General features: G+C 60.5%; 22 protein-coding genes. 14 read left to right on the plus strand and 8 right to left on the minus strand.

Features of this window, described 5'->3' with window-relative positions:
• Positions 1-243 precede the first annotated feature (243 nt).
• A complete protein-coding gene (locus D3Y59_RS14670; RefSeq protein ID WP_119445724.1) occupies positions 244-1257 on the plus strand; it encodes a sugar phosphate nucleotidyltransferase in 1014 nt (337 codons plus the stop codon).
• 14 nt (positions 1258-1271) lie between these two features.
• Here D3Y59_RS14670 and D3Y59_RS14675 read toward each other — a convergent pair whose 3' ends face one another.
• On the minus strand, positions 1272-1736 hold the full coding sequence (locus tag D3Y59_RS14675) for a hypothetical protein (protein WP_119445725.1): 465 nt from the start codon (positions 1734-1736) through the stop codon (positions 1272-1274).
• A 357-nt stretch (positions 1737-2093) separates the two neighbouring features.
• Between D3Y59_RS14675 and D3Y59_RS14680 the strand changes: the two genes are divergently transcribed.
• The 13 genes from D3Y59_RS14680 (at position 2094) to D3Y59_RS14745 (ending at position 18146) form a co-directional block, all read left to right on the plus strand.
• The gene (locus tag D3Y59_RS14680; protein WP_119445726.1) at positions 2094-3368 is read left to right on the plus strand and encodes a hypothetical protein; all 1275 of its coding nucleotides are present in this window, start codon (positions 2094-2096) and stop codon (positions 3366-3368) included.
• Between the two features lie 141 nt (positions 3369-3509).
• Positions 3510-3902 (plus strand): hypothetical protein, encoded by a 393-nt coding sequence (locus D3Y59_RS14685; protein WP_119445727.1) that lies wholly within the window; start codon positions 3510-3512, stop codon positions 3900-3902.
• 86 nt (positions 3903-3988) lie between these two features.
• On the plus strand, positions 3989-5428 hold the full coding sequence (locus D3Y59_RS14690; protein WP_119445728.1) for an FtsZ/tubulin family protein: 1440 nt from the start codon (positions 3989-3991) through the stop codon (positions 5426-5428).
• 182 nt (positions 5429-5610) lie between these two features.
• Complete coding sequence (locus D3Y59_RS14695) at positions 5611-5883, plus strand: hypothetical protein (protein ID WP_119445729.1); 273 nt, start codon at positions 5611-5613, stop codon at positions 5881-5883.
• 150 nt (positions 5884-6033) lie between these two features.
• Positions 6034-9501 carry an acetate and sugar kinases/Hsc70/actin family protein gene (locus D3Y59_RS14700; protein WP_119445730.1) on the plus strand — a complete coding sequence of 1156 codons (3468 nt, stop codon included), beginning with the start codon at positions 6034-6036 and terminating at the stop codon, positions 9499-9501.
• Positions 9502-9628: 127 nt separating this feature from the next.
• A complete protein-coding gene (locus D3Y59_RS14705) occupies positions 9629-9991 on the plus strand; it encodes a hypothetical protein (protein ID WP_162910813.1) in 363 nt (120 codons plus the stop codon).
• 26 nt (positions 9992-10017) lie between these two features.
• Positions 10018-11547 (plus strand): hypothetical protein, encoded by a 1530-nt coding sequence (locus tag D3Y59_RS14710; protein WP_119445732.1) that lies wholly within the window; start codon positions 10018-10020, stop codon positions 11545-11547.
• Positions 11548-11737: 190 nt separating this feature from the next.
• Entirely contained in the window at positions 11738-13195 is a 1458-nt protein-coding gene (locus D3Y59_RS14715; protein WP_119445733.1) for a hypothetical protein, read from the plus strand.
• A 241-nt stretch (positions 13196-13436) separates the two neighbouring features.
• Positions 13437-14126 (plus strand): hypothetical protein, encoded by a 690-nt coding sequence (locus D3Y59_RS14725; RefSeq protein WP_059071879.1) that lies wholly within the window; start codon positions 13437-13439, stop codon positions 14124-14126.
• 310 nt (positions 14127-14436) lie between these two features.
• Entirely contained in the window at positions 14437-16656 is a 2220-nt protein-coding gene (locus D3Y59_RS14730; protein WP_119445735.1) for a prolyl oligopeptidase family serine peptidase, read from the plus strand.
• Positions 16657-16769: 113 nt separating this feature from the next.
• Positions 16770-17192 carry a hypothetical protein gene (locus D3Y59_RS14735; RefSeq protein WP_162910814.1) on the plus strand — a complete coding sequence of 141 codons (423 nt, stop codon included), beginning with the start codon at positions 16770-16772 and terminating at the stop codon, positions 17190-17192.
• A gap of 111 nt (positions 17193-17303) precedes the next feature.
• The gene (locus D3Y59_RS14740) at positions 17304-17531 is read left to right on the plus strand and encodes a hypothetical protein (RefSeq protein ID WP_119445737.1); all 228 of its coding nucleotides are present in this window, start codon (positions 17304-17306) and stop codon (positions 17529-17531) included.
• A gap of 93 nt (positions 17532-17624) precedes the next feature.
• Entirely contained in the window at positions 17625-18146 is a 522-nt protein-coding gene (locus tag D3Y59_RS14745; RefSeq protein ID WP_119445738.1) for a GNAT family N-acetyltransferase, read from the plus strand.
• A gap of 9 nt (positions 18147-18155) precedes the next feature.
• Here D3Y59_RS14745 and D3Y59_RS14750 read toward each other — a convergent pair whose 3' ends face one another.
• From D3Y59_RS14750 to D3Y59_RS14780, 7 genes are all read right to left on the minus strand, one after another.
• On the minus strand, positions 18156-19409 hold the full coding sequence (locus D3Y59_RS14750) for a sterol desaturase family protein (protein WP_119445739.1): 1254 nt from the start codon (positions 19407-19409) through the stop codon (positions 18156-18158).
• A 154-nt stretch (positions 19410-19563) separates the two neighbouring features.
• A complete protein-coding gene (locus D3Y59_RS14755; RefSeq protein ID WP_119445740.1) occupies positions 19564-19866 on the minus strand; it encodes a DUF4286 family protein in 303 nt (100 codons plus the stop codon).
• Between the two features lie 85 nt (positions 19867-19951).
• Positions 19952-20395, minus strand: a complete 444-nt coding sequence (locus tag D3Y59_RS14760; RefSeq protein WP_119445741.1) for a DUF6526 family protein — start codon at positions 20393-20395, stop codon at positions 19952-19954.
• A gap of 37 nt (positions 20396-20432) precedes the next feature.
• The gene (locus D3Y59_RS14765; protein WP_119445742.1) at positions 20433-20714 is read right to left on the minus strand and encodes a hypothetical protein; all 282 of its coding nucleotides are present in this window, start codon (positions 20712-20714) and stop codon (positions 20433-20435) included.
• A gap of 66 nt (positions 20715-20780) precedes the next feature.
• Positions 20781-22058 carry an MFS transporter gene (locus tag D3Y59_RS14770; protein ID WP_119445743.1) on the minus strand — a complete coding sequence of 426 codons (1278 nt, stop codon included), beginning with the start codon at positions 22056-22058 and terminating at the stop codon, positions 20781-20783.
• Between the two features lie 77 nt (positions 22059-22135).
• On the minus strand, positions 22136-23059 hold the full coding sequence (locus tag D3Y59_RS14775) for a cation diffusion facilitator family transporter (protein ID WP_119445744.1): 924 nt from the start codon (positions 23057-23059) through the stop codon (positions 22136-22138).
• 66 nt (positions 23060-23125) lie between these two features.
• The gene (locus tag D3Y59_RS14780; protein ID WP_119445745.1) at positions 23126-25600 is read right to left on the minus strand and encodes a TonB-dependent receptor; all 2475 of its coding nucleotides are present in this window, start codon (positions 25598-25600) and stop codon (positions 23126-23128) included.
• Positions 25601-25753 lie beyond the last annotated feature (153 nt).

The following is a 25753-nucleotide window of genomic DNA, read 5'->3' on the forward strand; positions in this document are numbered from 1 at the left end:
GAGCTGGCGTTGCAAAGTACGTATTCATCGCAGAGCGGTTATATAGCGCCCGCAACAGCTCCGAATCCGTATTTTGCAACGCATGTTTTGAGATGAGCGGATGAAGGGGTGAGGAAATGAGTGCATGAGCAGATGAGTAAATGACTGGCCACTGGCTAAGAACATCCACTCACCCACTCACCCACTCATCCACTCATCCACTCATCTACTCACCCACTCATCCGCCTATCTGCTCATCCGTTCATGAAAGCCATCATTCCTGTTGCGGGCATTGGGTCGCGCTTGCGGCCGCACACCCACACCCAGCCCAAGTCGCTGGTGCCGGTAGCGGGTACGCCCATCCTAGGCCACATTATCGACCGGCTGGTGGCCGTTGGCATCCAGGACTTTGTGTTTGTGGTGGGTTACCTAGGCGAAAAGGTGGAACGCTACGTGCGCCGCTGCTACCCGCAGCTGCGCGCCGAATTTGTGGTGCAGGAGCCGCGCGAGGGCATTGGGCACGCGCTGTGGCTGGCGCGCGAAAGCTTCCGGCACGAGCAAGAGCCCATCCTGATTCAGCTGGGGGACACCATCGTGGACGTAGACCTGCAGAAAATCATCGAGGGCCCCGGCACGGTGCTGGCCGTGAAGGAAGTGAAAACGCCTTCCTCGTTTGGGGTAGTTGAAATCGGCGTGAACGGCCGCGTAACCAAAGCCGTTGAAAAGCCGCGTATCCCCAAATCCAACTTTGCGCTGGTGGGGCTGTACCGCATCGAAAACCCGGCGTGGCTGGCCTCGGCGCTGGAGCGCATCATCGAGGACGAACGCCGCACCCACAACGAGTTTTACCTCACCGATGCGCTCATGCTCATGATTGAGCAAGGCGCCGAAATGACCACTTGGAGCGTAGAAAGCTGGTTTGACTGCGGCCGCAAGGACACCTTGCTCGAGGCCAACGCCCGGCTGCTCAACCGCCCCGCGTTTCTGCAGGCCTCGGAGGAGCACAATTTCCCGAACACGGTAATAATCCCGCCCGTGAGCATTGCCCGCGACTGCCACATCAGCAACAGCATCATCGGGCCGAACGTGGCTATTGGCGAGCGGACGATTATTCAGGACACCATTTTGCGCAACAGCATTATTGGGGCGTACAGCGAGCTGCGCACCGCCGTAATGCACAATTGCATTGTGGGCTCCGATGCCTCGTTCAGGGGGCTAAACCACAGCCTGAACATCGGCGACAACACCGAAATCGACTACACCGCCACGGCCGACTAAGCCGGGTAGTTGCCCTAGGTTAGGCTGGGGTTGGTTTCCAGGGCTTCGTCCCACTCTTGCTGCAGGTCGTTGGCGGCGGCGGCCGAGCCGGTAAGCCACTCCAGCGCCGTGTGCGAATCGGCAAAAAACTGCACCGAGCGGCCCACCAGGCGTTTGCTGATAGGTAACAGTTCTTCTACCACCATCAGGTTGTAGGCGTCATCGGCTACAATGGCAATGCGGCGCACTTTGGTATCGGCCAACGCCGGCAGCCACGTGCCCTCAATCCACATTTGGTCTTCCACGTTCAGCGGAGCGGCGCTCAGCTCAATCAGCCACGAGGAGGCTTCGTGGTTGACGGCCAGATCGAGCAGTGATTCGTGTACGCTCTGAAAAAGGCTTAAGCCCGCAAAACGCTCTACCCCGTTCCAGCGGTGGCGCAACAAGCCAATGGACCAATCGTGTTGCACGCACACAAAATCACTAACGGTATACATCATATCGGTGGCGGGGCGGGTATTCGGCTAAGGCAACTGAGGGATGTTGTACGCAAGTAGCCTCCCCGAGGTATTGTTTAATAGAAGGTGTTTTTATAACATTTTGGAGCCATGGCAAGCGCCCTAGGTGCCCGCAGGCACCGCCGACGGGCAAAAAGGACGGATGGGTGCCGCCGCGGATAAAATTTTATCCGGCTGCCAACGTTCCGCTGCACAACCTCCGGAGCCTTGTAGCAGTACGTGGCTTTGCACTACCACTCAGAGGTGCGTATGTTCGGGCCGATGCGTATCCCTTTTATAGTTCGACACACCCTGCCCGTAGTAGGGCTTTTGCTAGCCGGCTGCTACTCGCGTTCCGATATGAACACCGAGAGCGGCCAACCCGCCGCCACTGCCGACCCAGCTGCCAAGCGCCCTGCGGCGCCTGCACCCCAGCCGGCCAAGCCCAGCGCCGCGGCAGTTGCCACTTCGCCTTTGGAGCGGGTAAACGTATTTCTGGAAGTGTCGGGTTCCATGCAGGGCTTTATGCCCGCGGCCGGTGCCGATGCCAGCACCACCCAGTTTCAGCAGCAAGTATCGGAGTGGCTCTCGGCCCTCGAGCGCAACCCCAACCTAGGGCAGCGCCGTTACTACCGCATTGCCGACCGCCCCGTGGCCGACTCGTACCGTGCCCTGAGCGAAACCGTGCGGCGCGGCATTCGGCAGCCGGCTACCAGCACCAGCATTCCGGCCATTCTCGATACCGTGGCCAACCGTTACCTGACCGATGGCACCGTGAGCGTCATCATCTCCGACTTCATTTACTCGCCCGAGCGCGCCGGCGACGTGCCTTACATCAGCACCGATATTGCCGATGCCCTGGCCCGCAGCCGCCCCGACTTGGCTGTATCGGTGTACGGTTTCACCTCCGATTTCCGCGGCACGTACTACCCGGCCATCAAGGGCAAGGTGGGCAAAGTGCCCAATTGCTGCCCCAAGCCAGTGCCTTACTACATGTGGGTGCTGGGCCCAAGCAAGCTGGTGGCCGAGTTCGATGCTTCGCTGATGAAGAACCTAGAGGCCGAACAGGCGCACTATGGCCTGCCTGCCGCCGAAGTGCCCAGCGCGGTGCTGAGCCGCTACGGCCGCAAGGGCGTGTGGTTTGTGGCCGATGCCGGCAAGCAAGCCGGCGCCTCGGGCCGCGTGGTGGCCATCGAGGAAGCCTCGGCGCAAGAGCCGGCCGAGTTCGTGGTGGGACTTAACCTAAACCAGCTGCCCGAGCTGTTTCAGGCGCCGGATTACCTTCAGAAGAACCTGGTGCTGCGCGGCAACATACCTGAGGCCAAAGTGGTGAAGGTGGAAGGCGCCACCGAAGCTACCCGCCGCAGCGGTGGCGCCGAGGCCGACTATACCCATTTTGCAACGGTGCGCGTAACGGCCAAGCCCCGCGTGAAGCAGGACTTGGTGTTGGCCCTGCCGGCTACTCGCCCTACTTGGGTGGAAAAATGGACCACCACCGACGATTCGCGCCCTGGCCCTCAGACATTTGCTCTAAACCGCCAGCTCGATGGCTTGCAGCGCCTGCTCGCCGGCCGAAATACTGGCACGAATGCTGCCGAGGTGATGCGCGTGCCTTTGGCCGTGCAGCCGGATTAGAAATCAGGGCTCGGGGCTTAGGCAGCAATGCCTAGGTGCTGGCCGTGCCTGTTTGCGGTTGCTGCCGCTCTTGCTTTGTTTCTCTCAACGGGTGTGTGGTCCGATGACCCAGCCCCAGTACCAAGTTTCTAAGCCCTTCCCATGAAAGGTTTTTTCCGCGCCCTCTACGAAGTCATCGGCCTACCGCAGCCGCCTTCGGAAACCCCGGTTTACCGCGACGTTATCTTCCCCAACATCGGCTTGCTGAACCTCGGCATCACGCTGGCGCTGCTGGTGCTGTTCTACCTGGTTATTAACCGCTGGATGCGCGTGGCCACCTTTAGCCGGCCCAGTCACTGGTCAATTTTGCTGGTGCTGAATGCGGTAATTGCCTTCATCATCGTTATAGCCCAGGTAAACGGCCAGAACGTGGTAGAGCACTCCTATATGTATTGGCTGGCGCTGCTGAATGCCATTTACGCGGCACTGTTCTTCTTCCTGTTCTCGCTCGTATTCCGCAAGCTGTCGGTAAACGCCAGCACCACTCCTTTTTAGGGCTTAGGGACTGGGACTTAGGTATTAGTGCCTAGGTCCTGGTTCGGAAACTAAGCCCTAACACCTAAGTCCCTAAGCCCTAACCAATGGCTAAACTCTTTCTTTTCGGCATTGGCGGCACCGGCTCGCGCGTGGTCCGCTCGCTTACCATGCTGCTGGCCTCGGGTATCGAGCTGCCCAACTGCCAGCAGGTAGTACCCATCATCATCGACCCGGATGCGCAGAATGCGGACATGAACCGCACGGTGCAGATGCTGCAAACCTACCAGCAGATCTACAAGCGCCTAGGTCCGCGCGACGAAGGGTTCTTCAAGACCGACATCAGCACTTTGTCGTCGATCAGCCAGGATGTGAACGGCTCGGTGAAGGACACGTTCGTGTTCGACTTCGGCGGCATCAACCGCTCGTTCCGCGACTACCTAGGTTACAACGCACTGCCCGTGGAGTCGAAGGCGCTGGTGGAGGCCCTGTTTACGCAGGACAACCTCGAAAGCCCGCTCACCATTGGTTTCCGCGGTTCGCCCAACGTAGGTTCGGTGGTGCTCAACCGCATTGTGGAGTCGCCGGAACTGCGCTTTTTCGCCGACAACTTCCAGCAGGACGACCGGGTGTTCTTCATCTCGTCGATCTTCGGCGGCACGGGAGCTTCGGGCTTCCCGCTGCTGCTCAAAAACCTGAAAGACCCCAACACGCGCCTGAGCAACGCCCGCTACCTGCGCGATGCCCTTACCGGCGCCGTAACGGTGATGCCCTACTTCGCGCTGCAGAGCGAAGACCAGCAAGTAATCGACTCGAACAACTTCCTGACGAAAACCAAGGCAGCCCTCGGTTACTACGAAAACCACCTGCAGGGCCTCGACGCGCTGTACTACCTGGCCGACACGCCCGACACGCCCTACGACAACCAGCCCGGCGGCCAAGGCCAGCGCAACAAAGCGCACATCATCGAGCTGCTGGCGGCGCTGAGCATCGTCGATTTCATGCACTACACGCCCGACGAGCTGCGCTCGAACGGCCCGTTGCACCACGAGTACGGCCTAGGTGCCGACACCGCCGAGGTGCAGTTTCAGCACCTGCCCGACGAAACCAAGGAGCAGGTGGCGCAGCACCTCACGCAGCTGCTGTACTTCACCAAGTACCACCGCCAGCACATGGGCTCCGACGAGGCGCCCTACGCGAAGAACCTCAACCTGCAGTACGCGCAGAAAAACGAGCCCATCTTCCGCCAGCTCGACGCCTTCCTACACAGCTCCGACTTTGGCGTTGATGCCTGGCTGACCGAGCTGAGCCAGAACCGTCGCGCGTTCCGCCCCTTCAACCTGAATACCGACGACTTCAACCTGATGATCAACGGTAAGCCAGTTGAAACCGGTTTCTTCAGCAAGGGCATCAGCCGCAACTACCTGCTCGATGCGCTGAACAGCCGCGAGAAGAAGGTGCAGGACGCTGATAACTTCCGCAAGCTCATCACTTTGATGTACGAAGTGACGGAAGAAGCCTTCAAAGATAAGGTGAAAGTCGTCTGACGCCAGAACGGCAAGCTCCCCTCCTCAGCTGAGGAGGGGACGCGGCAGCTGCAAGCTGACGCTGGGGTGGTTGACCTCGCGTCAGATAGTAAACTCAACTAAACAGCACGTCATACTGAGCGAAGTCGAAGCATCTCTACCGCTTCGTTGCAGAATTTTAGCAGGCTAGCTCGACACTGCATATGGTTTACACCAAACGGCGTTTCGCTGCTGAATTGCTTGCAGAATTAGAGCGTGATTTAGCTGAGGCCGAACCACCTTTCTCAATCATACGACTAGCTCGTTGGGCATCAACGAAGCATTTTCAATACCAAGGACGCTTTGAAGACGGTTTGAACGACAGTATAATGACCATTATGTTAATGGAAGATGGACCAGAGTTTGAACTTGACATAAACCAAATCAGGATATTGGCTGAAGAGCTGCTGTGTCCTACCAAGCTAAAGTCTAACTGACCCAATGAAGCAGTAGAGATGCTTCGACAAGCTCAGCATGACGACCTAGGGTAATCGTTGAACGATTGCCAACCACCCCGCCCTTCGGGCACCCCTCCTCATCTGAGGAGGGGAGTTCGTACTCCCTCCAAACCGACCTCTTCCTCAAGCATGGCCAAAGTCCTCCGCCTGCATAACAGCGGCTCGCAGCAAATCCAGGGCTGGCAACAGACCGGTCCGCTCACGAGCACCGAAATCAATACCATCACCGACCCCACGGGCGGCCGTACGCGCAACCTAGCGGTGTCCATCCCGACGCCCTTCGCGCGGATGCACCTCTTCGAAACCGCGTTCGACTTCGTGGCGCGCGAGGGCAGCCGCAACCCCAACTCGGTATACCACGAGCTGGTGTCGCACTACTGGGATTTGCTGGAGCTGCTCTACAACTACCACCTCTACAGCCAGGCTGGCCGCCGCATTACGCTGCGCCGCTGGAACGCCGAGACGGAGCTGAACCGCATGCAGGCCGACCCGAACACGCGCCTCCTAGGTGAAACCCTGCGTTTGTTTTGGCAGGACGAGCGGTTCCGCGAAACGCCTGATTTGTACCTGGTTTTCTACGAATCGCCGGGCTTGGCGGGTGGGCCGCGCCTGCTGGGCGGCACCTCGCCGCTCACGCTGCTGTTTACCGCACCCGCCGTGCCGGTGCTCGATGTGGAGCGCCCCCGCGCCGGCGGCCGCTACTTCGACCACCAGTACGTGGGCCTGGAGCAGCGCGACCCCGCGTTCCAGGACTTCGTGTACGAGCTGTTCCTGACGTTCCCGCGCCTGCAGGACCGCAACTTTGCGCACCGCGTGTTTGCTACCCTCGACCGCAACCGCATCAGCCAGATGCAGCTGCAGGGCGACCGGAACGGCCAGCAGTTTGCCTCGCGCTACCCCAGCCTGACCGACGTGCAGGGCAACCCGGCTTACGTGCGCGGTATTCCGTTGCCCGGCCGCGCCGATCAAACGGCGGTGATGTCGTCGGACCTGTTCATTCAGCCCACCCGCGACCTAGGCCCCGGCCAGGTGCGCCCACTGGTGCTGCGCCCCAACCTGGCCATGGGCGGCGTAAACTACCTGAACGGCCAACCCTGGGACGACCGCACGCCCGTGCCGTACGCCGACGAGCAGCCCATGAGCAGCCGCGTGTTGCCCGGCAAAGGCTTCAAGTATCCCTACCTCACGGTGGGCGACTTCCTGGCCGATTCGCTGGTGGAGCTGCCCTATGAGCTGAACGCCGAGCGCTACCACACCGGCCGCGTTACCTTCCAGTACGGTGCCGATGCGCAGGGCCGTTCGCGCTTCCCGTACCTGCTGCCGCTGCAGCCGGCTTTCTTCGAGTACTTCACCGAGCACGACCTGGCCGAGCTGCTGCACTTCACCATCGACCTGAACCACGTGCGCGTGTCGCTGCGGGTGCCGGTGCAGCAAGGTCGCTTTATTACCCTGGAGCGCAGCTACTACACCAATCCGCAAAACCCCAAAGACGAAATGGGGCGCGAGATTCCGGAGAAGGGCCGCATTGTGCGCGCCAACGTGGGCCTAGGTGTGTTTCCGTTCTACAAGTTCCGGCAGCAGCCTGAGTACAACGACTTGTACAAGGTGATGCTGGTAGACGCTGACAACGGCCCCGCCCAGCTGCAAAAGCAATACAACGTAGAGTTTTACGTGGGCGGCGAACGGCTGACCGACCAAGGTGCTGCCCGCCGCGCTACCCGCTACGAACGCACCCGCAAGAGCATAAACACCGCGGGCAGCAGCTACTACGAAGTTACGGGCACGCACTTCGACGTGGCCGAGCTGGTGTGCCCCGCGGGCCCCGGCCTGCCGCCCGCCCGTGGCCTGATGGTACCGCGTTGGAAGGAACTGGACCGCGGCACGCGCCGCTTCACCTTCGCCGTCGACTTTGGTACCACCAACACGCACGTTGCCTACTCCGACGGCCCGAGCAGCCACCCGCGCCCGCTCACCATCGGCGAGATAGACCAGCAGGTTACCTGGCTGCACGCGCCGCTGCCCGACCTAGGGCTGTCGGGTGCGCAGCGCTTCCGGCAGGGGGCGCAGCAGCTGCAGGCCGACATTGCCGCCCTGCAAAACCGCGAGTTTATTCCGTCGTTTATCGGCGAGGGCGGGGCCTCGTACGCCTTCCCAGTGCGTACGGCCGTGTGCGAAACCAGCACTTTCCCGAACGAACCGGCCCGCGTACTCGGCAACATCAACATCGGCTTCAGCATCAACACCGAAACCTCGGCCGAGCTGCCCCAGAACCGCTTTGTAACAAACCTGAAGTGGTCGGCTGAGCTTGACCCGAGCGGCGTAACGCGCATCGAGGCGTTCTTCCGCGAGGTGATGCTGCTGCTCAAGCACAAAGCCGCGCTGAACGGCGGCATTATGGAAGACACCCGCGTGGTGTGGTTTGCGCCGCTGAGCTTCGATGCCTTCCTGCGCAACCAGTTCAAGGACAAGTGGGACCAGGCCTTCCAGCAGGTGTTCCGCACCCGCCGCGATACGCTCACGCTTACCGAATCGGTGGCGCCGTACTACTACCTCACGGCTACCAACCAAGTGGTGCCCTCGCGCGACGAGAACGTGGTGAACATCGACATCGGCGGCGGCACTACCGACCTGCTGCTGTTTGCCGATTCGCGCCCGGCCTACAGCTCCTCGTTCCGCTTTGCCGGCAACGATTTGTGGGGCGACGGCTACGCCCGCGTGCAGGGCGCGCCCAAGCAAAACGGCCTGCTGCGCCTAGGTGTAGGCCACGTCGAGAGCCTGCCCGACTCGGAGCAAAACCAGGAGTACAAAGGCTACCTGCGCGCTGCCCTCAGCAACAACGACTTCGGCTCGGCCGACGTGACCTCGCTGCTGTTCCTCTACGACGATGCCCTGCGCTTCTCGCAGAGCCTTGCCCTAGGCAAGGGCCGCCAGCTGCGCGTGCTGTTCTATCTGCACTACACCAGCATCATCTACCACGTTGGCCAGCTCACGCAGCACCTGGGTCTCAAGCTGCCGCGCTACCTGTGCTTCTCGGGCAAAGGCAGCCTGTACCTGCGCCTGCTCGCGGGTGGCACCAGCATGGGCGCCATCGAGCGTATCTCGAAGGCCGTGCTGAAAGCCGCCTCGGGGCAGGAGCCGCCGCACAACTTCCGCGTAATTCTGGCCGATAACCCCAAGGAGGCCACCACCAACGGCGGTGTGCTGTTCGAGGAAAGCCAGTCGGCCCCGGATGTGGACAGCATCAAGAACATCCGCCTCGTAGGCGCGCAGGATGGCCCCGAAATCGGCAGCCTGCGCCTGAAAGCCCGCGGCGTTGATGCCGATATGCGCACGGCTGTGCTCGACAACACGCGCCGCTTCCTGGAGCTGGTGCTGACCAACGACGACGTAGCTCCGCTGATGCGCGAAGTAGGCGTCGACATCGACCGCGGCCGCGTGCTCGACTTTATGCTGCGCGAAGTGGAGGACAGCCTGAACCTGGGCCTGCACCAGATGGAGCGCAACCTGGGCTCAGAGGAAACCCTGCCCGAAACGCTGTTCTTCCTGCCGCTCAAGCAGTCGTTGTTTAACCTTGGTCGCGACTTGCTGCAAGGGTAGTAGCGCGAGATTCCGCTTCGCGTATCGTTGCTGACGTCCGAACGACCTCGCTTAATGATACGCGGAGTAGAGCTTCGCACTAAACGCGCTGTCGTTGATGAACCGAAACACGAACTTCCTTATCGACTTGCTTCGACTGCTGCCAGAAGGGGCTACAGTTTTTCTGGACTACTATGATGACGAAGTAGGGCCGGAACTGTGGCGTTTGGATGCAGGGAAACGCATAGTTCCGTTGAAGAAGCGGCGCGAATTAATTAAGCTTCTTGTTTGCGCAGACCTGCTCCGCCACCTCGTCCATATCGAAATCAGTCAAGGGCATGACAAGTACTTCAATGCTTATGACCGCATGATGGGGTGTTGGATACATAAGCCCTTCGAACTACCGCAACGCTTTATTAGCAAGTACAAGCTTGTCGAACAGGAAACATGCTGGGAGTTCGAAGCTGATGGTTTCGACGATTTGGAACAGTGGATTATGATTCTGGAATAACTTCCTCTCAACCTCCCTTTGACTTCATGAGGATTCCCCGCTGCCTCACCGCCCTGCTGACGGGCTTGCTGCTTTCCGCTACGGCTCAGGCCCAAACCGCTCCCGGCCAGCCCACGCTCGAGGAGAAAAAAGTACAGATTTGGTGCGCTACGGCCCGTTTCGTGTTCAACGACACCGGCCGGCCGAACCTGAAAAACACCCTCCGCTGCGACGCCACGCTGCGCGAGTTCGAGAACAGCATCAAGGCCGATAGCCAGCGCGTGTACTCGCGCCTGTACCAGCCGCTCGAGGGCAAAGGCGTGATGTACAAAGGCCTGGGTTCGGATGGCTCGCGGCTGCAAAAGCTCACCAACGAGATTGTGCGGCAGCTGGGCTCGTCGCCGGCGCGGCGCAACACGCCCGAGCGCTTAGCGCAAGTACAGCGGCTCGAAGGCGCCTTCAACGCCTACCTCACGCAGGGTACGCCCATGCCCGACGATATTGGCCTGCTGAATGCCACTGCTTCCGAAGCCACCTTCGATAGCACCGCCACCATAACTGCCAACGGCATGGCGGAGCAACCCGACCTAGGGCAAACCGAGGCAGATACCGCGGGCGTGGCTTCGGCCCGAGTCGCATCGGCCGAAAGCCCCATGACGCGTCTGTTCGGGCCCATTGCGCTCATTTTGTCGCTGCTCAGCCTGGTGCTCTGGTTTTTGGAGCGGCGGGTGCTGCGCAACCACATCAGCGAGCTGCGCGACCGAGCCTCGCGCCACCGCAACGAGCTCGACTCTATCCGGACCACGTCGGGCCTAGGTAACCGAAACGCAGCCCCTACCGAAGCACCCGCCGAGCTGACCTTTAGCCAACGCAAGCAAATTGAAGAACTGGTAGAGCGCATGGTGCAACAGCGCCTAGCCGACTTGCAGCCCCACGGCCGCCCCGCCGCCGCGCCCGAACCCGCTATGCCCACCGTAGCGCCGGCACCAGCAGCTAGCGCACCGCGCAAAAACCAAGCACCTGCACCCGCACCCGAGCGCGTGCGGCAAGCACCTGTGGCTCCGCCGGCACCGGCGCGCCCGGTTGCCGTGGCTCCGGCGGCACCACCTAGGGAAGAAATTACGGCCCCGGCAATGCCCATTCCGGCCGGCCCACCCGCCGTAGCGCCGCGCGACGAGTTCGATAGCTTGGTGCCGCCCGTGCAATTGCCCAGTCCAACACCTGCTCCGCCGCCCGCACCCACGCCCGACCCGGCTCCGGTGGGCCACTTCTATGTGAAAGTGCCCGTAAACGGCGGCTTTTCCGATTACGACCTGCACACGGTGGCTCAGCACGACAGCATCTACGAAATCACGCCCGATCCGCAGCGGCCCGACGCGGCTACGTTCCGCATCAACCCCAACTCGCAGGTGCACGCCTACGCCATCCAGAACGCGCAATACTCCTTGCGTGAGGCGTGCCGCTACCAGCCGCCAGCCGGCCCGGTGTCGCGCATCGTTACCGACGAGCCCGGCTACCTCCGGAAAGTAGGTGCCACCTGGCAAATCGAGCAGAAGGCAGCTATTCACTTTGAATAGCTGGCCTGAGGCTAGAAGCTAGTTCCCCTCCTCAGATGAGGAGGGGCTAGGGGTGGTTGAAAGGCTAGAACTAGAGGCTAGATCTAGTAACTGTTCAACAACAGGTCAACCACCCCTAGCCCCTCCTCATCTGAGGAGGGGAACTAGCATTTTAGACCTAGGCTTAATTTGTAGTAGTTAGCTTCGCCCCATGCTTGAAATCATACTTGAACTGGTTGTAATAGCCGTTATCGTGGCGCTGCAGGTACGGGCGTTTATCCGGACGCGCACGCAGGCCCGGCGGCTGGCAGCCCTGTACCCGCCCCGCACCGATTTGCGCGTGGAGCGCCGGCTCGTGACGCCCGATGGCCGCGACATGGCCGAGTATGCCGCCGATGCACCCGCCGACGCCTACGCCGTTGATATTCTGCGAGCCGACAACGTTTCGGTTGACTTTAAGGAAATCCTACAGGACACCAACGAGTACCTGCGCCACAACAAGGGCGCCGCGGCCGACTTCGGCATTCTGAAGGACATTGCCATTCGGCAGGCGCAGGCGCCCGAGTCGAGTGCCCAGGCCAACGTGGCCACGCCGCTCTACCTAGGGTTGCTAGGCACCTTCCTAGGTGTAATTCTGGGTTTGGTAAGCATTGCCCGTCAGGGCATCACCGACGACGACGCCCTCACGCCCTTCCTCACCGGCGTGCTCATTGCCATGACGGGCTCCTTCATGGGCCTGATGCTGACCTTGTTCGGCAATAGTGTGCTGCGCCACGCCCGCGCCGAGCGCGACCAGCGCCAGAACCAGTACTTCACCTTTTTGCAGGCACGGCTGCTGCCCATTCTGCACAACGACATGTCGGCCAGCCTCTCGACCCTGAAAGGCGTGCTCGATGCGTTCAATCAGGATTTCGTGGGCAAAGTCACGTTGTTCGAGCCCATTCTGAACACCATCACCGAGAACATTCGGGTGCAGCGCGACTTTCTGGTGAAACTTGAGGAAATCGGCTTCGACCGAATGGCGCAGGCCAACCTGGCGGTGTTCGAGAAAGTACGCGAGTCGGCGGAGCTGTTCGGGCAGTTTACGGCCTACCAGGAGCGCCTCAACCAGATGCTCGACAAAGGCACCGAAACCGGCATCATGGTCACGAGCATCCTTGACCGTCTCACCGGTTTCGAGCGCGGCATCAACAACCTAGGGCAGTACATTGGCCAGCACGACAACCTTGTGCAGCGCCAGCTCGATTTCTTCCAGCGCCACCAAACCGAGATGGGCAACCTTGCGGCCCGCACCGAGCAGTACTTCGACGAAGCCTCGCTGCACCTCACCGAGCTGATGCGCCGCCGCCTCGAGCACCACGAACGCGACGCCCAACTGGCCTACGAAAAGTGGGGCGAGTACTTCCAGCGCATCAACCAAGACAATGCTTTCGAGCGCATCATGCGCCAGCTAGATCCGTTGCGCGACGTGAAAGCCAACCAAGAGGCCTTAACCCGCGACGTAACCGCTACTCAGCGCGAACTGCTGCGGAAGGTAGAGCTGGATGCGCAGGTTGATGCCAAGCTGCTAGCCGAGCTATCCGTGATGAACGAAATTCTGCGGAAAGCCACCGCTAAAAATCGTCTCCAACGCGGTATGGATAAGCTGTTTGGCGGGGTGAAGGAATAGATTAAGGCCAATGCCATCGATCCTGGTAATTGAATCGGCAGTAGTGGCGGTAGTCTATCTGCTGCTTGTATTTGGCGCCTTTCGTCTGCTCATATACCGAGCAGTATATCCTACGTGGGTGTGGGTTGTGGCTAGGTGGGCTTTATTCCTGGCTATTGCTCTGATTCCGCTCTTTATGATCTGGAGCCTACTCTTGATGACTGAGGACGATGGTCTAAAGCCACTCTTTTAACAAAAGCTAATGCCCAGCGCCGACCCACAACGCTCCGACTTTTTCTGGCCCAGCTACGTGGACCTGATGACCTCCCTGTTCATCGTAATGCTGGTGCTGTTTGTGTACAGCTTCAAGCTATTCCGCGATAGGGAGCAGGAGCAGCGCCGGCTGTTAGGTGAGCTAAAGGTGAAAGCCAAAGAGCTCGAGCAGATTCAGCGCATCCGCGAATCGTTGCGGCGGCTCGAGGGCAACTACTTCCGCTACGACCCCAGCAACGAGCGGTACGAGCTGCGCGTGGACGTGCAGTTCAAGGCCGGCCGCGACGAGATTCAGGAGCAGTACAAGCCCGCGTTGCTGAAAGCCGGTGGGCTGCTACGCCAGCGCCTACGCGCCATCCGCACGGAGCTGCCGGTGCGCTACCTCGTAATTGTGGAGGGCATGGCCGCCCGCTACCCGCAGGGCGACCCCCGCAACCGCCAGGAGGAGCAATCCACTTACCAGCTCAGCTACCGCCGCGCCCTTAACCTGCTGAATTTCTGGCGGCAAAACGGCGTGAATTTCACGCAGGACCGCTCCGTCGAGCTCATCATCGGGGGCAGCGGTTTCTACGGCACCGGGCGCTACACCGGCCGCCGCGAAGGCGACAACAAGCGCTTCCTCATCCAGGTGATACCCAAAGTCGGGCGCATTGAAGGTGCCACGATTAAGGCCAAGTAGCGCGCAGTAGCGCGGACTTTGCAGTTCGCGTCCACGGATAGTAATTTCTAACCTAGGGATGCAGCGCAGTGTAGCGCGGGCTTGAGCCCGCGCTTGTCAGCACGAAATCGTCCGCGTGTTTTCGCCCGTTACCAATCGTTCACGCCAACGCGGACTGAAGTCCGCGCTACACCGGATGCCATAGGTCCGAAAACAGAAATTACTATTTGTGGACGCGGACTACAAAGTCCGCGCTACACCGCGTTACTCAGCGCTACTGCCGTTGCCGAAACCGCTATTTTGCGTACCTCCTCCGTTATTATTCGTTCCTATGAAAGCATCCCGACCCATACTGAGCGCCACGCTGGCGGTGCTGGCGGCCTGCGGGCCCGCCAAGCAGCTAAACCAGCCCACTGCCACGGCGCCGCTTACCGAGAAACCCGTGACTGAAAACGCAGCTCCGGCCAAAGCAGTGGCCAAACTTGATTACCCGAAAGCCCGGAAAGTCGACCACAAAGACGACTACCACGGCACCAGCGTAGCCGACCCCTACCGCTGGCTCGAAGACCCCGACTCGCCCGAGACCAAGGAGTGGGTGACGGCCCAGAACAAGGTGACCTTCGGCTACCTAGGGCAGGTTCCGTACCGCGACCGGATTCGAGAGCGGCTCACGCAAATGTGGAATTACGAGCGTTACGGCGTACCGCAGGAGGAGGGCGACTACCTCTACTACCAGAAAAACGACGGCCTGCAAAACCAGGCCGTGCTGTACGTGCAACGCAAAGGCCAAACCGGCGAGGGCGAAGTACTGCTCGATCCGAATAAGTTTTCCGCCGATGGTACCACGGCTCTGAGCGGCACTTACTTCTCCAACGACCACCGCTATATGGCCTACACCACCTCGGGTGGTGGCTCCGACTGGCAAACCATTCACGTGCTCGACCTGAAAACGCGCCAGCCGCTGAAAGACGAGCTGAACTGGGTGAAGGTATCGGGCGTGGCTTGGGTGAAGGACGGTTTCTACTACAGCGGCTACGATGCGCCCAAGGCCGGCGAAAACAAGCTGGCCGGCAAAAATGAGTACCACAAGGTGTACTTCCACCGAATCGGCACGCCGCAATCGACCGATAAGCTGGTGTACGAAAACAAGCAGATGCCCCTAGGTTTCCGCATTGCCTCCGTTACCGAGGACGAGCGTTTCCTGGTGGTGTACCTCACCGACGGCAAATCGGACGGCAACAAGCTGGCCGTGCGCGACCTCACCGATGCCAAGCAAGCTGGCAAGTGGGTTGTCCTGGGTTCGGATTACGAGTCGGACATTAGCCTGGCCGGTAACATGGGCGGCAAGCTGCTGCTCTACACCAACCAAAAAGCGCCGCGCTACCGCGTGGTGAGCGTCGATCCGAAGCAGCCGCAGGAGGCCAGCTGGAAAAACGTACTGCCCGAAACCGAGAACAAGCTCGAAGGCCTCGACCAGGTGGGCGGCAAGCTGGTGGCTACATACCTGAAGGATGCCTCGTCGCTGATTAAGGTGTACGACGAGCAGGGCAAGTTTCTGCACGATGTGGAGCTGCCGGCCCTAGGTACGGCCTCGGGCTTTGGCGGCCGCAAGGAATCGAAGACGGTATACTACGCCTTCACGTCCTTCACGTATCCAACCACCATTTACAAGTACGACCTGGCCACGAACCAGAGCACAGTGTTTCGGGCCCCGAAGGTAGATGTGAACCCCGCGGACTACGTGACCACGCAAGTGTTCTACCAGAGCAAGGACGGCACGAAGGTGCCCATGTTCATCACCCACAGAAAAGGGGTGAAGCTCAACGGCCAAAACCCCACGTACCTATACGCCTACGGCGGCTTCAACGTGAGCCTGACGCCGGGCTTCTCGGTGGCGCGCATGCTGTGGCTCGAAAACGGCGGTATTTTGGCTATACCCAACCTGCGCGGCGGCGGCGAGTACGGCGAGGCCTGGCACAAAGCCGGCATGACGCCGAACAAGCAAAACGTATTCGACGACTTTATTGCCGCCGCCGAGTACCTGAAGGTGCAGGGCTACACCTCGGCCGAGAAGCTGGCCATTGCCGGTGGCTCGAACGGTGGCCTGCTCGTGGGGGCTACCATGACGCAGAAGCCCGATCTGTGCCGCGTAGCTTTCCCGGCCGTGGGCGTAATGGACATGCTGCGCTACCAGAAGTTCACCATCGGCTGGAACTGGGCGCCTGAGTACGGTACCGCCGACAACTACCAGCAGTTCCAGAACCTCTACAAGTTTTCGCCGCTGCACAACCTGAAGCCGGGTACCAGCTACCCCGCCACCATGATTACCACCGCCGACCACGACGACCGCGTGGTGCCGGCGCACTCGTTCAAGTTTGCCGCCACCTTGCAGGAGGCCAACAATGGCCCCTGGCCACAGCTCATCCGCATCGACGTGAATGCCGGCCACGGCGCCGGCAAAAGCACCAAGCTGCAAATCGACGAATGGGCCGATGTGTGGTCGTTTGCCTACTACAACATGGGCCTGAACCCGTATCAGAACCTGAAGTAGCACCCTAGGTGCTGCGCTGCCATATTTATTAAACAAGCGCGTTCGGCATTGCCGAACGCGCTTGTTTAATAAATCAGACCAAGTATGGCTGCTAATATCTACCTGTTATCCCCGTGGTTTTAAGGATATTCGTTTCGATTATTATTAGTGTGTTTTTTGCTGCGTTGTTCAGGCAATTAATGCCTGTAAAACCTGCCCTAATTTTTGCCACGCCAAGCGAAGGCATGGGTTTCATGCGGGCATGGCTGCTGAATTTTATAGTGGAGTTGGTGTACTTTCTGCCGTTTTATGTGCTGGGCGGTTCTTTGTTCGCGTTGATGCTTAGCGGTGATAAAACCAATCTGCCCAAACCTCTGGTATTGTATTTGGCGGGCGGATTAGTGGCCGCTGTTATTTACGCAACGCTAACGTTTGGTAGCAATTCCATATTCAGGCCAACAGAATTCTTCGGCTCGGTTGTGGTTTACTTCCTAACCGGTATCGTTTATGCCGTGGTTTACCACTGGCTACTGCCCAAACAGCCGACGCGCACGTAAGATGTTGTCTTCGCCTGTCACCCAAACATCCAAAGTGGCGTAGGCTACCTGCCGCAGGCTGTGTATCTTGCGCCGCGAAAACGCCAAGCCTTGATTTTTTCCGCTCCGAATATGAAGAAACTGCTGATGCTCGGCCTCGTGGCCGGCGCTATGCTGTCGGTATCGGCCTGCAGCAACCCCGATTACGAAACCAACGACATCACGGCAACTGAATTGCCTTCGCTGCCCCCGGCGGCTGCCGGCAAAGACTCCGCTGCGGTAGCTGCTGAGCAAGCCAAGCAAGAAATTTCGGCCCAGAACGCCACCGAAGCCATCAAGAAGCAACAGCCCGTGATGTAAGCTTCGGCCCCGACGGCCGACGAATTACCTAGGCGCCCGCTTTCCCGAAAGGAGAGCGGGCGTTTCCTTTGTAGCCTTACTTAGCGCATTGCCATGCCCGTCCCCATCAACCTGCGCATCCGCCGCGGTACCGAAGCCGATTTGCCCCGCGTGCACGAGCTCATCGTGGAACTGGCCGTGTACGAGCGCGCTCCCGACGAGGTAACCAACACCCTGGCCGACATGCGCCGCGACGGGTTCGGGCCCAACCCCATCTTCGGCTTTTTTGTTGCCGAAACCGACGAGCAGGGCATCCTGGGCATCGCGCTGTTCTACACCGGCTACTCTACCTGGAAGGGCCGCATGCTGTACCTCGAAGACCTGATTGTAACCGAGCAGGCGCGCGGCACGGGCATTGGCCGCAAGCTGTTTGATGCCGTGGTGGCCGAAGCCCGCCGCACCAGCGCCAACCGCCTGCGGTGGCAAGTGCTCGAGTGGAACGAGCCGGCCATCGGCTTCTACAAGAAAATCGGCGCCAACCTCGACCCCGAGTGGCACAACGGCACCCTTACCGCGGAGGAGCTGCGCGCTTACCGCTGCGACCCAGCCGTGGAAGCTGCCATAACGCTAGGCTGAGTTGGCCGCCTACGCCTGCGCGTAGGCGGCTTCGGGCACTTTGGTGGCGGACGCAAATACCCGCCGGAACGAATACAACCACAGCAGCGAACTGCCTAGGTACACCCCGCCGGCTGCCAGCGCGGCACCCAGCCAGGGCTGATGTTGCAAGGCCAGCAGCAACAAGCCCACCGAAGCTGCCAGCCGCAACGGCTCGAGCCAGTACCCCCAGCGCTTGGCCTCAAACAAGGCTCCGCAGGCCAGCGCGGCCCACGTGCACCAGCCTGCTACCAGCCAGCGCGAAGCAGGTGTCATGTCTTTCTGCGTAAACAAGAATACCGCTGCCACGCCCAGTAGCACCACGTACTGCCCAAACACGTACCAATTGACGGTAGCCGGCGCGGTGGTGCAGTACTTTTGGTAGGTAGCTACCTCCACCGCGGGTACTTGGTAGGGGCCACCTAGGGCCGCGGGGCGCCAACCCGGCCGCCCGAACACCACCCGAAGCTTGTTGCCGAAGCCCGGCGTTTGGCGCAGCTGTTCGGCCATCTGAAAGTAGTGGCCGAAATTTGCCCACACGGGGTTCCAGGAGCGCACGGGCGTGGTGATGCCGTACACGGGTGTTTCTTCTTCCTCCTGAAAAGTACCGAACAGCCGGTCCCAGATGATGAAGGTGCCCGCGTAGTTCTTGTCGATGTATTTGGGGTTGCGGCCGTGGTGCACGCGGTGGTGCGAGGGCGTGTTCAGCACCCACTCCAAGGGGCCGAGCTTGCCGATGAGCTCGGTATGAATCCAGAACTGGTACAGCGTTACCAAGGCCGAGACGTACACGAAGAAGCTCGTCTCGAACCCCACCATGGCCAGCGGCAGGTAGAACATGAACGTGAACATGCCCTGCAAGGAGCTCTGCCGCAGGGCTACCGAGAGGTTGTAGTCTTCGCTTTGGTGGTGCACCACGTGGCCGCCCCAGAAAAAGTTAATCTCGTGCGAGTAGCGGTGGGCAAAGTAGTAGCATAAATCGGCCAGCACGAACAGCAGCAGCCCCGTAGCCCAGGTGCGCGGAATGTCGAACAGCCGGAAATGCTCGTACAGCAGCTCGTACACGCCCACCACCACTACCTTCAAGAACACGCCCGAAATCTGCGACGTCATGCCGCAGCTGATGTTGGTAATGGCGTCGTGGAAGCGGTACTTCTCCTTGTGCTGCAACCGCTCAACCAACAGCTCCGCGCCGATTAGGGCGAAGTAGATAGGGATGGACAGCACGATGGGGTTGAGGTTCATGGCGCGGGCGGGCTGGTTGTGGCGAGGAATTTAAGCAGAAAGGCCACGTCTTCATACCCCAACCCAAAGCTCCATAAACAGGCCCGCCGCACGCAGCGGTGGCTACGTGCGGCGGGCCAATGTGTTAAGTGCAGACTCGGGCCCGCAGCAGTGCTTAATTGATTACCTCGAGTACCGTGCGGAACGATACGTACTGGCCCGGAAAGCGCGTTTCCAGGTCGGCGCGCAGGCCGGGGGCCGAAACGCGCTGGTACTCATCGAGCTGCTCCATGCTAGTGCAGTAATACTGGGCGGCGTACGTAAAGCCGTCTTCCTCTTCGTTAAGCAGGCGCAGGAGTTGGCTCTTGACGAAGAAACCCGTGGCCATTACATCGGGCATGTGCACATCGCGCATAAAGGTTACCCACTCTTCGGCAACTTCCGGATCGACGCTGCTGGTTACGTTGTACAGGATCATAAGCAAGGAAATAAAGGAGCAGGGCAGGAGGCTCCCTGCAAAGGGCTACACCTAGGGCTAGCTAAGCCAGCCGCTCGGGGCAAAGTTACACCCGCATGTGGTCGGGCCGGAACTGCTGTATCTGCTCGCGAATGGCACCGGGCGCGAGTTTCTGCTGAGCAGCAGCAGCGGCCAAGGTAGGCAGTTCGGCATCGGAGGCAAAGCGCAAAGAGAGTATCTGACCTAGGCTGAGCTGCTGCTCCAAGGGGCCGAAGCTCTGCTGCGTAAGCTCGAAGTAACGCTGGCGCACCTCGAGGCGGGCGATACGGTCTTGCAGCGTCAGGGCGTAGTGCTGGCGTAGCATCACCAGCGTCAGGAGCAGAATGATGGCCAGCGCCGCTATGCTGAACCACAACCGCGATTCATCGGAATCGGAACCTGCTACGGCCGCGTACCGGCGGCCCGTGTAAAAAGCCATTACCAAGGCGGCGGGCAGCAGCACAAAATGGTGCAGCCAGTAGTAGCGACGGGTAAAGCGGGCTTCGGCCATGCGGAGCAGGTTGGTGGATTGGGAGCTTGATTAGAGATTACGGATTGGTACGACGCTGGGCTTTTTCTTCGTCACGAGCGGCGCGTTCCCGTTCGCGGTCGAGGTTGTCCTTGGCTTTGTCGCGCTCTTTGCTGCCGGGCTTAGCCGTGGGCGAGTTGATTTGCGGCGCCGCCGAGGGCGTAGCCGTAGCAACGGGTGGCGCAGCAGCCGTGGGCGTGGCGGCCGGGCGGGTATCGGAGGTAGGCGGAACCACTTGGGCCGAAGCGGCAAAAGCCAGCAACAAGCCACCTAGGGTAAGAGCGCCGGTGATGAGTTTCATGGCAGTGGGGGAGGTAGGTATGCCATCAGTACGATACAGGAGCCGTGGCAGTTCCGCCTAGGTGGGTTAGCTCACCTCCAGGTAGTCGAGGTCTTTGCCATAACTCTCGGGCAAAGTACTCACGGCCCAGAAGGCCACCAGTAGCGAAAGCACACCTACAACAGCGCCGCTACCAATGAGGTTGGGCGTGCCACTGGGGCCAGCCATTGCCGCCGCAATGCCGTTGAACAACGGTACCAAGCCTACTACCGAACCGCGCGCGAAGTTGGGGGCGGTGGTGGCTACCGTAGCGCGCAGGTTGGTGCCAAACTGCTCGGCCGCTACCGTTACAAACAAGGCCCAAAAGCCCACCGAAATGCCCAGCACGAAGCACACGGCATAGAATACCGTAGGCGAAGCACCCCGGATACCAAACAGGTACACCGCAATCAGCAAGCCGCACAACACCAAGAACAGCTGCAGCGCCCGGTTGCGGCTGCGCAACAGTTGGCTGATGGTGCCGCTGGCAAAGTCGCCGAATACGAGGCCGAAATAGCACCAGAACACCGCCAGGCCAGCCGTTACCTCGCCCTGAATACCTAGGGCGCGGCCAAACTCGGGCGCCAGCGTGATGAGGATGCCCACCACAAACCACAGCGGTACGCCAATCAGCAAGCACTTAATGTACTTAAGCAGGCGCGGGCCGTTGGTGAACAGGCTGAAGAAGTCGCCGCGGGCTACGCCTTGCTGCTTGGCCTGCTCGAACATGCCCGACTCGAACACGCTCACGCGCAGCACCAGCAAGGCCAAGCCCAAGCCGCCACCCACGAAGTAGGCATTGCGCCAGCCCAGCACTTCGCCCACCCAGTAGGCCAGCATAGCGCCCGATACGCCCACAGTGGCGACAATCATTGTGCCATAGCCGCGCTTTTCTTTGGGCAGGGTTTCGGCTACCAGCGTAATGCCCGCACCCAGCTCGCCGGCCAGGCCAATGCCAGCAATCAGGCGCAGCCAAGCGTATTGGTCGATCGTCTGCACAAAGCCGTTGGCAATGTTGGCCAGCGAGTACAGCAAAATCGAGCCGAACAGCACCGACAGGCGCCCGCGCTTATCGCCCAGCACGCCCCACAAAATACCGCCCAGCAGCATGCCGCCCATCTGCATCGAAATGAGGTGGGTGCCTAGGTTGGTTACATCGGCCGCGGCTGTAATGCCTAGGTCCTTCAGGCTAGGCACGCGCACAATGCTGAACAGGATCAGATCGTAGATATCGACGAAGTAGCCAAGGGCGGCCACGACCACGGCAGCGCTGAGTAAGCCGGTTGTTTTGGGAGCAGAAGTTGGTGGGGTAGAGATGCGAGCCATACGTAAACTGAGTGGAACTGCAGATTACGAAGATTTGGCTGGGTCGCAATGCGCACGCGGCGTCAGGCAGGCTTGGGCTAAGCGTCGCAGCTGGCGTGCGTGCAGGCGCCGGGCTCTATCTGCACCGTAATGTGGCCGATGTTGAACTCGTCTTGCAACTGGTGCTGCAGCTCGTGCAGAAACTGGCTATCGGTACCGCTGGGGCGCACCAAGTGGGCGGTAAGGGCGGTGTCGCTGGTGCTGAGGGGCCAGATGTGCAGGTCGTGCACATCGGTTACGCCGGGCTGGGCCAGCAGGAAACGCCGCACTGCCATCGGATCGATGCCGTGGGGCACACCCTGCAGGCTCAGTTGCACCGTTTCGCGCAGCAAGCCCCACGAACTTACTGCTACTACGCCCAGGATGATAAAGCTAATAGCCGGATCGAGCCACAGCCAGCCCGTGAAATACACCAGCGCGCCGCCCACCACTACGCCCAACGATACCAGCGCATCGGTGAGCATGTGCAGGTAAGCGCCTCGGATGTTGGCGTCGCCCTGGTGCCCGCGGCTGAAAAGCCACGCCGTGAAGCCGTTGATAACAATGCCCACGCCGGCTAGCAGCATCACCACGGGCGCATTTACGGGCTCGGGGTGGCGCAGGTGGTTGATGGTGTCCCACAGAATAGCACTTAGGGCCACGTACAACAAGGCCGCATTTAGCAAGGCCGCTTGTATGGAGGCGCTCTTCAGGCCGTAGGTGTAGCGCTCGGTGGTTGGCTGCTTACCTAGGCGGGTGGCACCCCAAGCCAGGGCCATGCTGAGCACATCGGAGAGGTTGTGGCCAGCGTCGGAAAGCAGCGCCGAGGAGTTGGCCCACCAGCCGCCGGCAGCTTCGGCGGCCACAAACAGCAAATTCAGCCCAATGCCCCAGCCAAACGCCTTGCCGAAGTGGGCCGGCGCGTGGTGGTGATGGTGGTGTCCGTGGTGGTCGGCGGGGCCGTGCGAGTGGTGGTGTGCCATGGCGGTAAAAGTACGGCCGGCACTACCCAGCCGGCCGTACGAAATTTCAACCGCAACCGTGCAGAATTAGTTGAATTGCAGCGGTACCAACAGCCTAAAGCTCACGTTGCGTCCCATGTTAAACACGCCCGTACGGCCTGTGGCGTTGTTCACGGCCGTGTACTTTAGGCGGCTAAGGTGGTGCTGATAGGCCACGTCGAATAGGTTGTTCACGCCAATCATCAGCGTAGCCACGGTGCGGCCTTTGCCGTTCGTTACATCGGTGCCGGCCCCTAGGTTTACCAGGGTGTAGCTGGGCGTAGCAATTTCGGTTTCGAAAGCCGAGAAGATGCGGTTCTGCGCAAAGTTGTGCTCCACGCCGGCGCGGGCGTACACGTTGGCCACGCGGCTGATGGCGCCCACTTTGCGGAAGTTCACGCGAAGCTCCGACTGCAGGCGGTCGGCGGGGGTAAAGGGCAGCCACCGCTCACCCTCGGCCTGGCCTAGGCGGCGGGCCCGCACCATCGAGAAGGTGTTCTCGAAGTGCAGCCAATCGAGCGGGTGCGGGTGCAGGTCGATGCTGACTTCGCCGCCGTAGAGGTTGGCTTTGCCTTGCCCGTACACAAACACCCGGAACTCTTCGCCGTCCTGCGTCAGCACCGAGTCTTGGCCGGCGGCGTTGCCGATGCGGCGCGGGAAGATGAAGTTGCGAATGCGGTTGTCGAACGCATCAACGCTGAACGTAACGTGGTCGGTGTTGATGCTGAAGCCTAGGTCGGCTTGGCGGCTGGTTTCGGCTTGCAGGTTCGGGTCGCCGATTTCGTAGCGCGTGGTGCCCTCGTGCACGCCGTTGGAGGCCAGCTCGGCAATGTTGGGCGCCCGAAAGCCGCGCGAAAGGTTGGCTTTCAGCACCAATTGCTCGGAGGCATTAAACGCCCCGCCCGCGCTGCCCGACCAATTGCGGTAGGTATTCTCGAAGGCCAAAAACTTGGCTTCGGCCGCGGGCGCATCGGGCGTGGTGGGCTGCCCGGACGCGTTGAGCCACAACGCGTCGCTGGTGATGTGGCGCTCGTCGTAGCGCAGGCCGCCGCTCAGGTCGAGCTTACCGAGGGTGCGCTTTGTTACGCCAAACACGCCGCCATCGAACAGCCGGTAAGCCGGTATCAGAAACTCCTCGCCCAGGTTCTGGTTTTCCTGGCGCATGCCGCTCAAGCCCACGGTGGTGGTCCAGCCCCGCAGCTCGGGCAAAAAGTAGCGCGCGGCGTAGTCGAGGGTGCGCAGCTGAAAGTACAGCGAAGGCTCGTTGGGGGCCAACACCTCACCAAACTCGCGGCGCAGGTTTTGCTGCCAGCCCACGTTCAGCGTCAGCCGCGACTGACCTAGGATGAAGTTGTTGTCGGTGCCGATGCGCAGGTGGTTTACGCGCTGGCCGGGCACGTACACGTCGTAGCCGCGCAGGTCGCGGTCGGTTACGGGTACTTCATCGATGCCAGACGCGGAGAGGGTGTTGGGTACCAGCTTCAAAAACTCGCCGGTTTGCTCGTCCCGCTCGCCCTCAATCAGCCCCAATACTTGGTTGAAGGAGGTAAACGTAAGGTGCGAGTAGCCCCAGCTTTTATTCAGCCCCACGTAGCCGCTGCCGTCGATTTCGCGAAACGCCGAGTTGTACACCGGGCCGTCGTAGCGGTTGCGGTAGGGGGCGGCGCGCTTGCTGGTGCCGCGCACCATCCAGTTCAGGCCTTGGCGGTTGCCGGCCGTCATCAGCGAGTAGACCTGCTGGCGGTTGTTGGTTTGGTAGTTGGCCATCAGCGAACCGATGATTTTGCCTTCCTCCACCGGGTCGGGGGCCACAAAGTTTACTACGCCGGCCATGCCATCGGAGCCGTAGAGCAACGAGCCCGGGCCCTTGATGATTTCGGCCCGGTCAACAGAATACTCGTCGAGTTCGATGCCGTGCTCATCGCCCCACTGCTGGCCCTCTTGCTTGGCGCCGTTGTTGAGCGTGATGACGCGGTTGGCGCTTAGGCCCCGGATAACGGGCTTGCTGATGGCCGCGCCGGTGGTTATTTGGTTGACGCCGGGCGTGCGGGCAATGGCATCGATAATATTGGAGCTGGCGTGCTGATCGAGCTCGGCGCGGTCGAGCACGGTGGTGGGCACCGGCGAGCGGCGCAGCTCCGTAGAGGCCGATACGCCGGTAATCACGATTTGGCCGATTTCGGTAGCGGTGGGGCTGAGGGCCAGCTCCAGCGGTTGGCCGCTGCCGGTATCCACGGTGCGCACCAGCGTGCCGTAACCCAGGGAGCGTACTTGCACCAAAAAGCGGCCGCGCGGTAAGTTGCCGAAGCTAAAACGCCCGTCGGCATCGGCCACGGTGCTTTGCTTCAGATCGGGAAATACCACCACGGCGCCGGGCAACGGCTGTTGCGTAGGAGCATCGAGCACGCGGCCCACCACGGCTGCTGTAGCCGGAGCTGCTGTGCGCGGCCGGCGCGGCGAAGGGGTTTGGGCCTGCGCCGTGGCCGCCAGCAAAAGCGCTGCGGCCAGCAATAAACGAGACATAAGCGGAGCTAAACGAACGGGGGAGGTGGCGAATGAACGAAGAAACAATGTTTAGGATGCACCCTCAAAAGAAAACACCGGCCACAAGCCGGTGCTTTCCCCCTATTTCTCCATAACCAAACCAAATGGAGAGAAAAAACGCGGGCCGCGCGA

Origin of the sequence: Hymenobacter oligotrophus (assembly GCF_003574965.1) — a bacterium.
Lineage (GTDB): Bacteria > Bacteroidota > Bacteroidia > Cytophagales > Hymenobacteraceae > Solirubrum > Solirubrum oligotrophum.

What these genes read in the sequence shown, in the direction of transcription:
- D3Y59_RS14670 (WP_119445724.1), top strand. Translation starts at nt 244, where the DNA reads ATGAAAGCCATCATTCCTGTTGCGGGCATTGGGTCGCGCTTGCGGCCG.
- D3Y59_RS14675 (WP_119445725.1), bottom strand. Translation starts at nt 1,736, where the DNA reads ATGATGTATACCGTTAGTGATTTTGTGTGCGTGCAACACGATTGGTCC.
- D3Y59_RS14680 (WP_119445726.1), top strand. Translation starts at nt 2,094, where the DNA reads ATGAACACCGAGAGCGGCCAACCCGCCGCCACTGCCGACCCAGCTGCC.
- D3Y59_RS14685 (WP_119445727.1), top strand. Translation starts at nt 3,510, where the DNA reads ATGAAAGGTTTTTTCCGCGCCCTCTACGAAGTCATCGGCCTACCGCAG.
- D3Y59_RS14690 (WP_119445728.1), top strand. Translation starts at nt 3,989, where the DNA reads ATGGCTAAACTCTTTCTTTTCGGCATTGGCGGCACCGGCTCGCGCGTG.
- D3Y59_RS14695 (WP_119445729.1), top strand. Translation starts at nt 5,611, where the DNA reads ATGGTTTACACCAAACGGCGTTTCGCTGCTGAATTGCTTGCAGAATTA.
- D3Y59_RS14700 (WP_119445730.1), top strand. Translation starts at nt 6,034, where the DNA reads ATGGCCAAAGTCCTCCGCCTGCATAACAGCGGCTCGCAGCAAATCCAG.
- D3Y59_RS14710 (WP_119445732.1), top strand. Translation starts at nt 10,018, where the DNA reads ATGAGGATTCCCCGCTGCCTCACCGCCCTGCTGACGGGCTTGCTGCTT.
- D3Y59_RS14715 (WP_119445733.1), top strand. Translation starts at nt 11,738, where the DNA reads ATGCTTGAAATCATACTTGAACTGGTTGTAATAGCCGTTATCGTGGCG.
- D3Y59_RS14725 (WP_059071879.1), top strand. Translation starts at nt 13,437, where the DNA reads ATGCCCAGCGCCGACCCACAACGCTCCGACTTTTTCTGGCCCAGCTAC.
- D3Y59_RS14730 (WP_119445735.1), top strand. Translation starts at nt 14,437, where the DNA reads ATGAAAGCATCCCGACCCATACTGAGCGCCACGCTGGCGGTGCTGGCG.
- D3Y59_RS14740 (WP_119445737.1), top strand. Translation starts at nt 17,304, where the DNA reads ATGAAGAAACTGCTGATGCTCGGCCTCGTGGCCGGCGCTATGCTGTCG.
- D3Y59_RS14745 (WP_119445738.1), top strand. Translation starts at nt 17,625, where the DNA reads ATGCCCGTCCCCATCAACCTGCGCATCCGCCGCGGTACCGAAGCCGAT.
- D3Y59_RS14750 (WP_119445739.1), bottom strand. Translation starts at nt 19,409, where the DNA reads ATGAACCTCAACCCCATCGTGCTGTCCATCCCTATCTACTTCGCCCTA.
- D3Y59_RS14755 (WP_119445740.1), bottom strand. Translation starts at nt 19,866, where the DNA reads ATGATCCTGTACAACGTAACCAGCAGCGTCGATCCGGAAGTTGCCGAA.
- D3Y59_RS14760 (WP_119445741.1), bottom strand. Translation starts at nt 20,395, where the DNA reads ATGGCCGAAGCCCGCTTTACCCGTCGCTACTACTGGCTGCACCATTTT.
- D3Y59_RS14765 (WP_119445742.1), bottom strand. Translation starts at nt 20,714, where the DNA reads ATGAAACTCATCACCGGCGCTCTTACCCTAGGTGGCTTGTTGCTGGCT.
- D3Y59_RS14770 (WP_119445743.1), bottom strand. Translation starts at nt 22,058, where the DNA reads ATGGCTCGCATCTCTACCCCACCAACTTCTGCTCCCAAAACAACCGGC.
- D3Y59_RS14775 (WP_119445744.1), bottom strand. Translation starts at nt 23,059, where the DNA reads ATGGCACACCACCACTCGCACGGCCCCGCCGACCACCACGGACACCAC.
- D3Y59_RS14780 (WP_119445745.1), bottom strand. Translation starts at nt 25,600, where the DNA reads ATGTCTCGTTTATTGCTGGCCGCAGCGCTTTTGCTGGCGGCCACGGCG.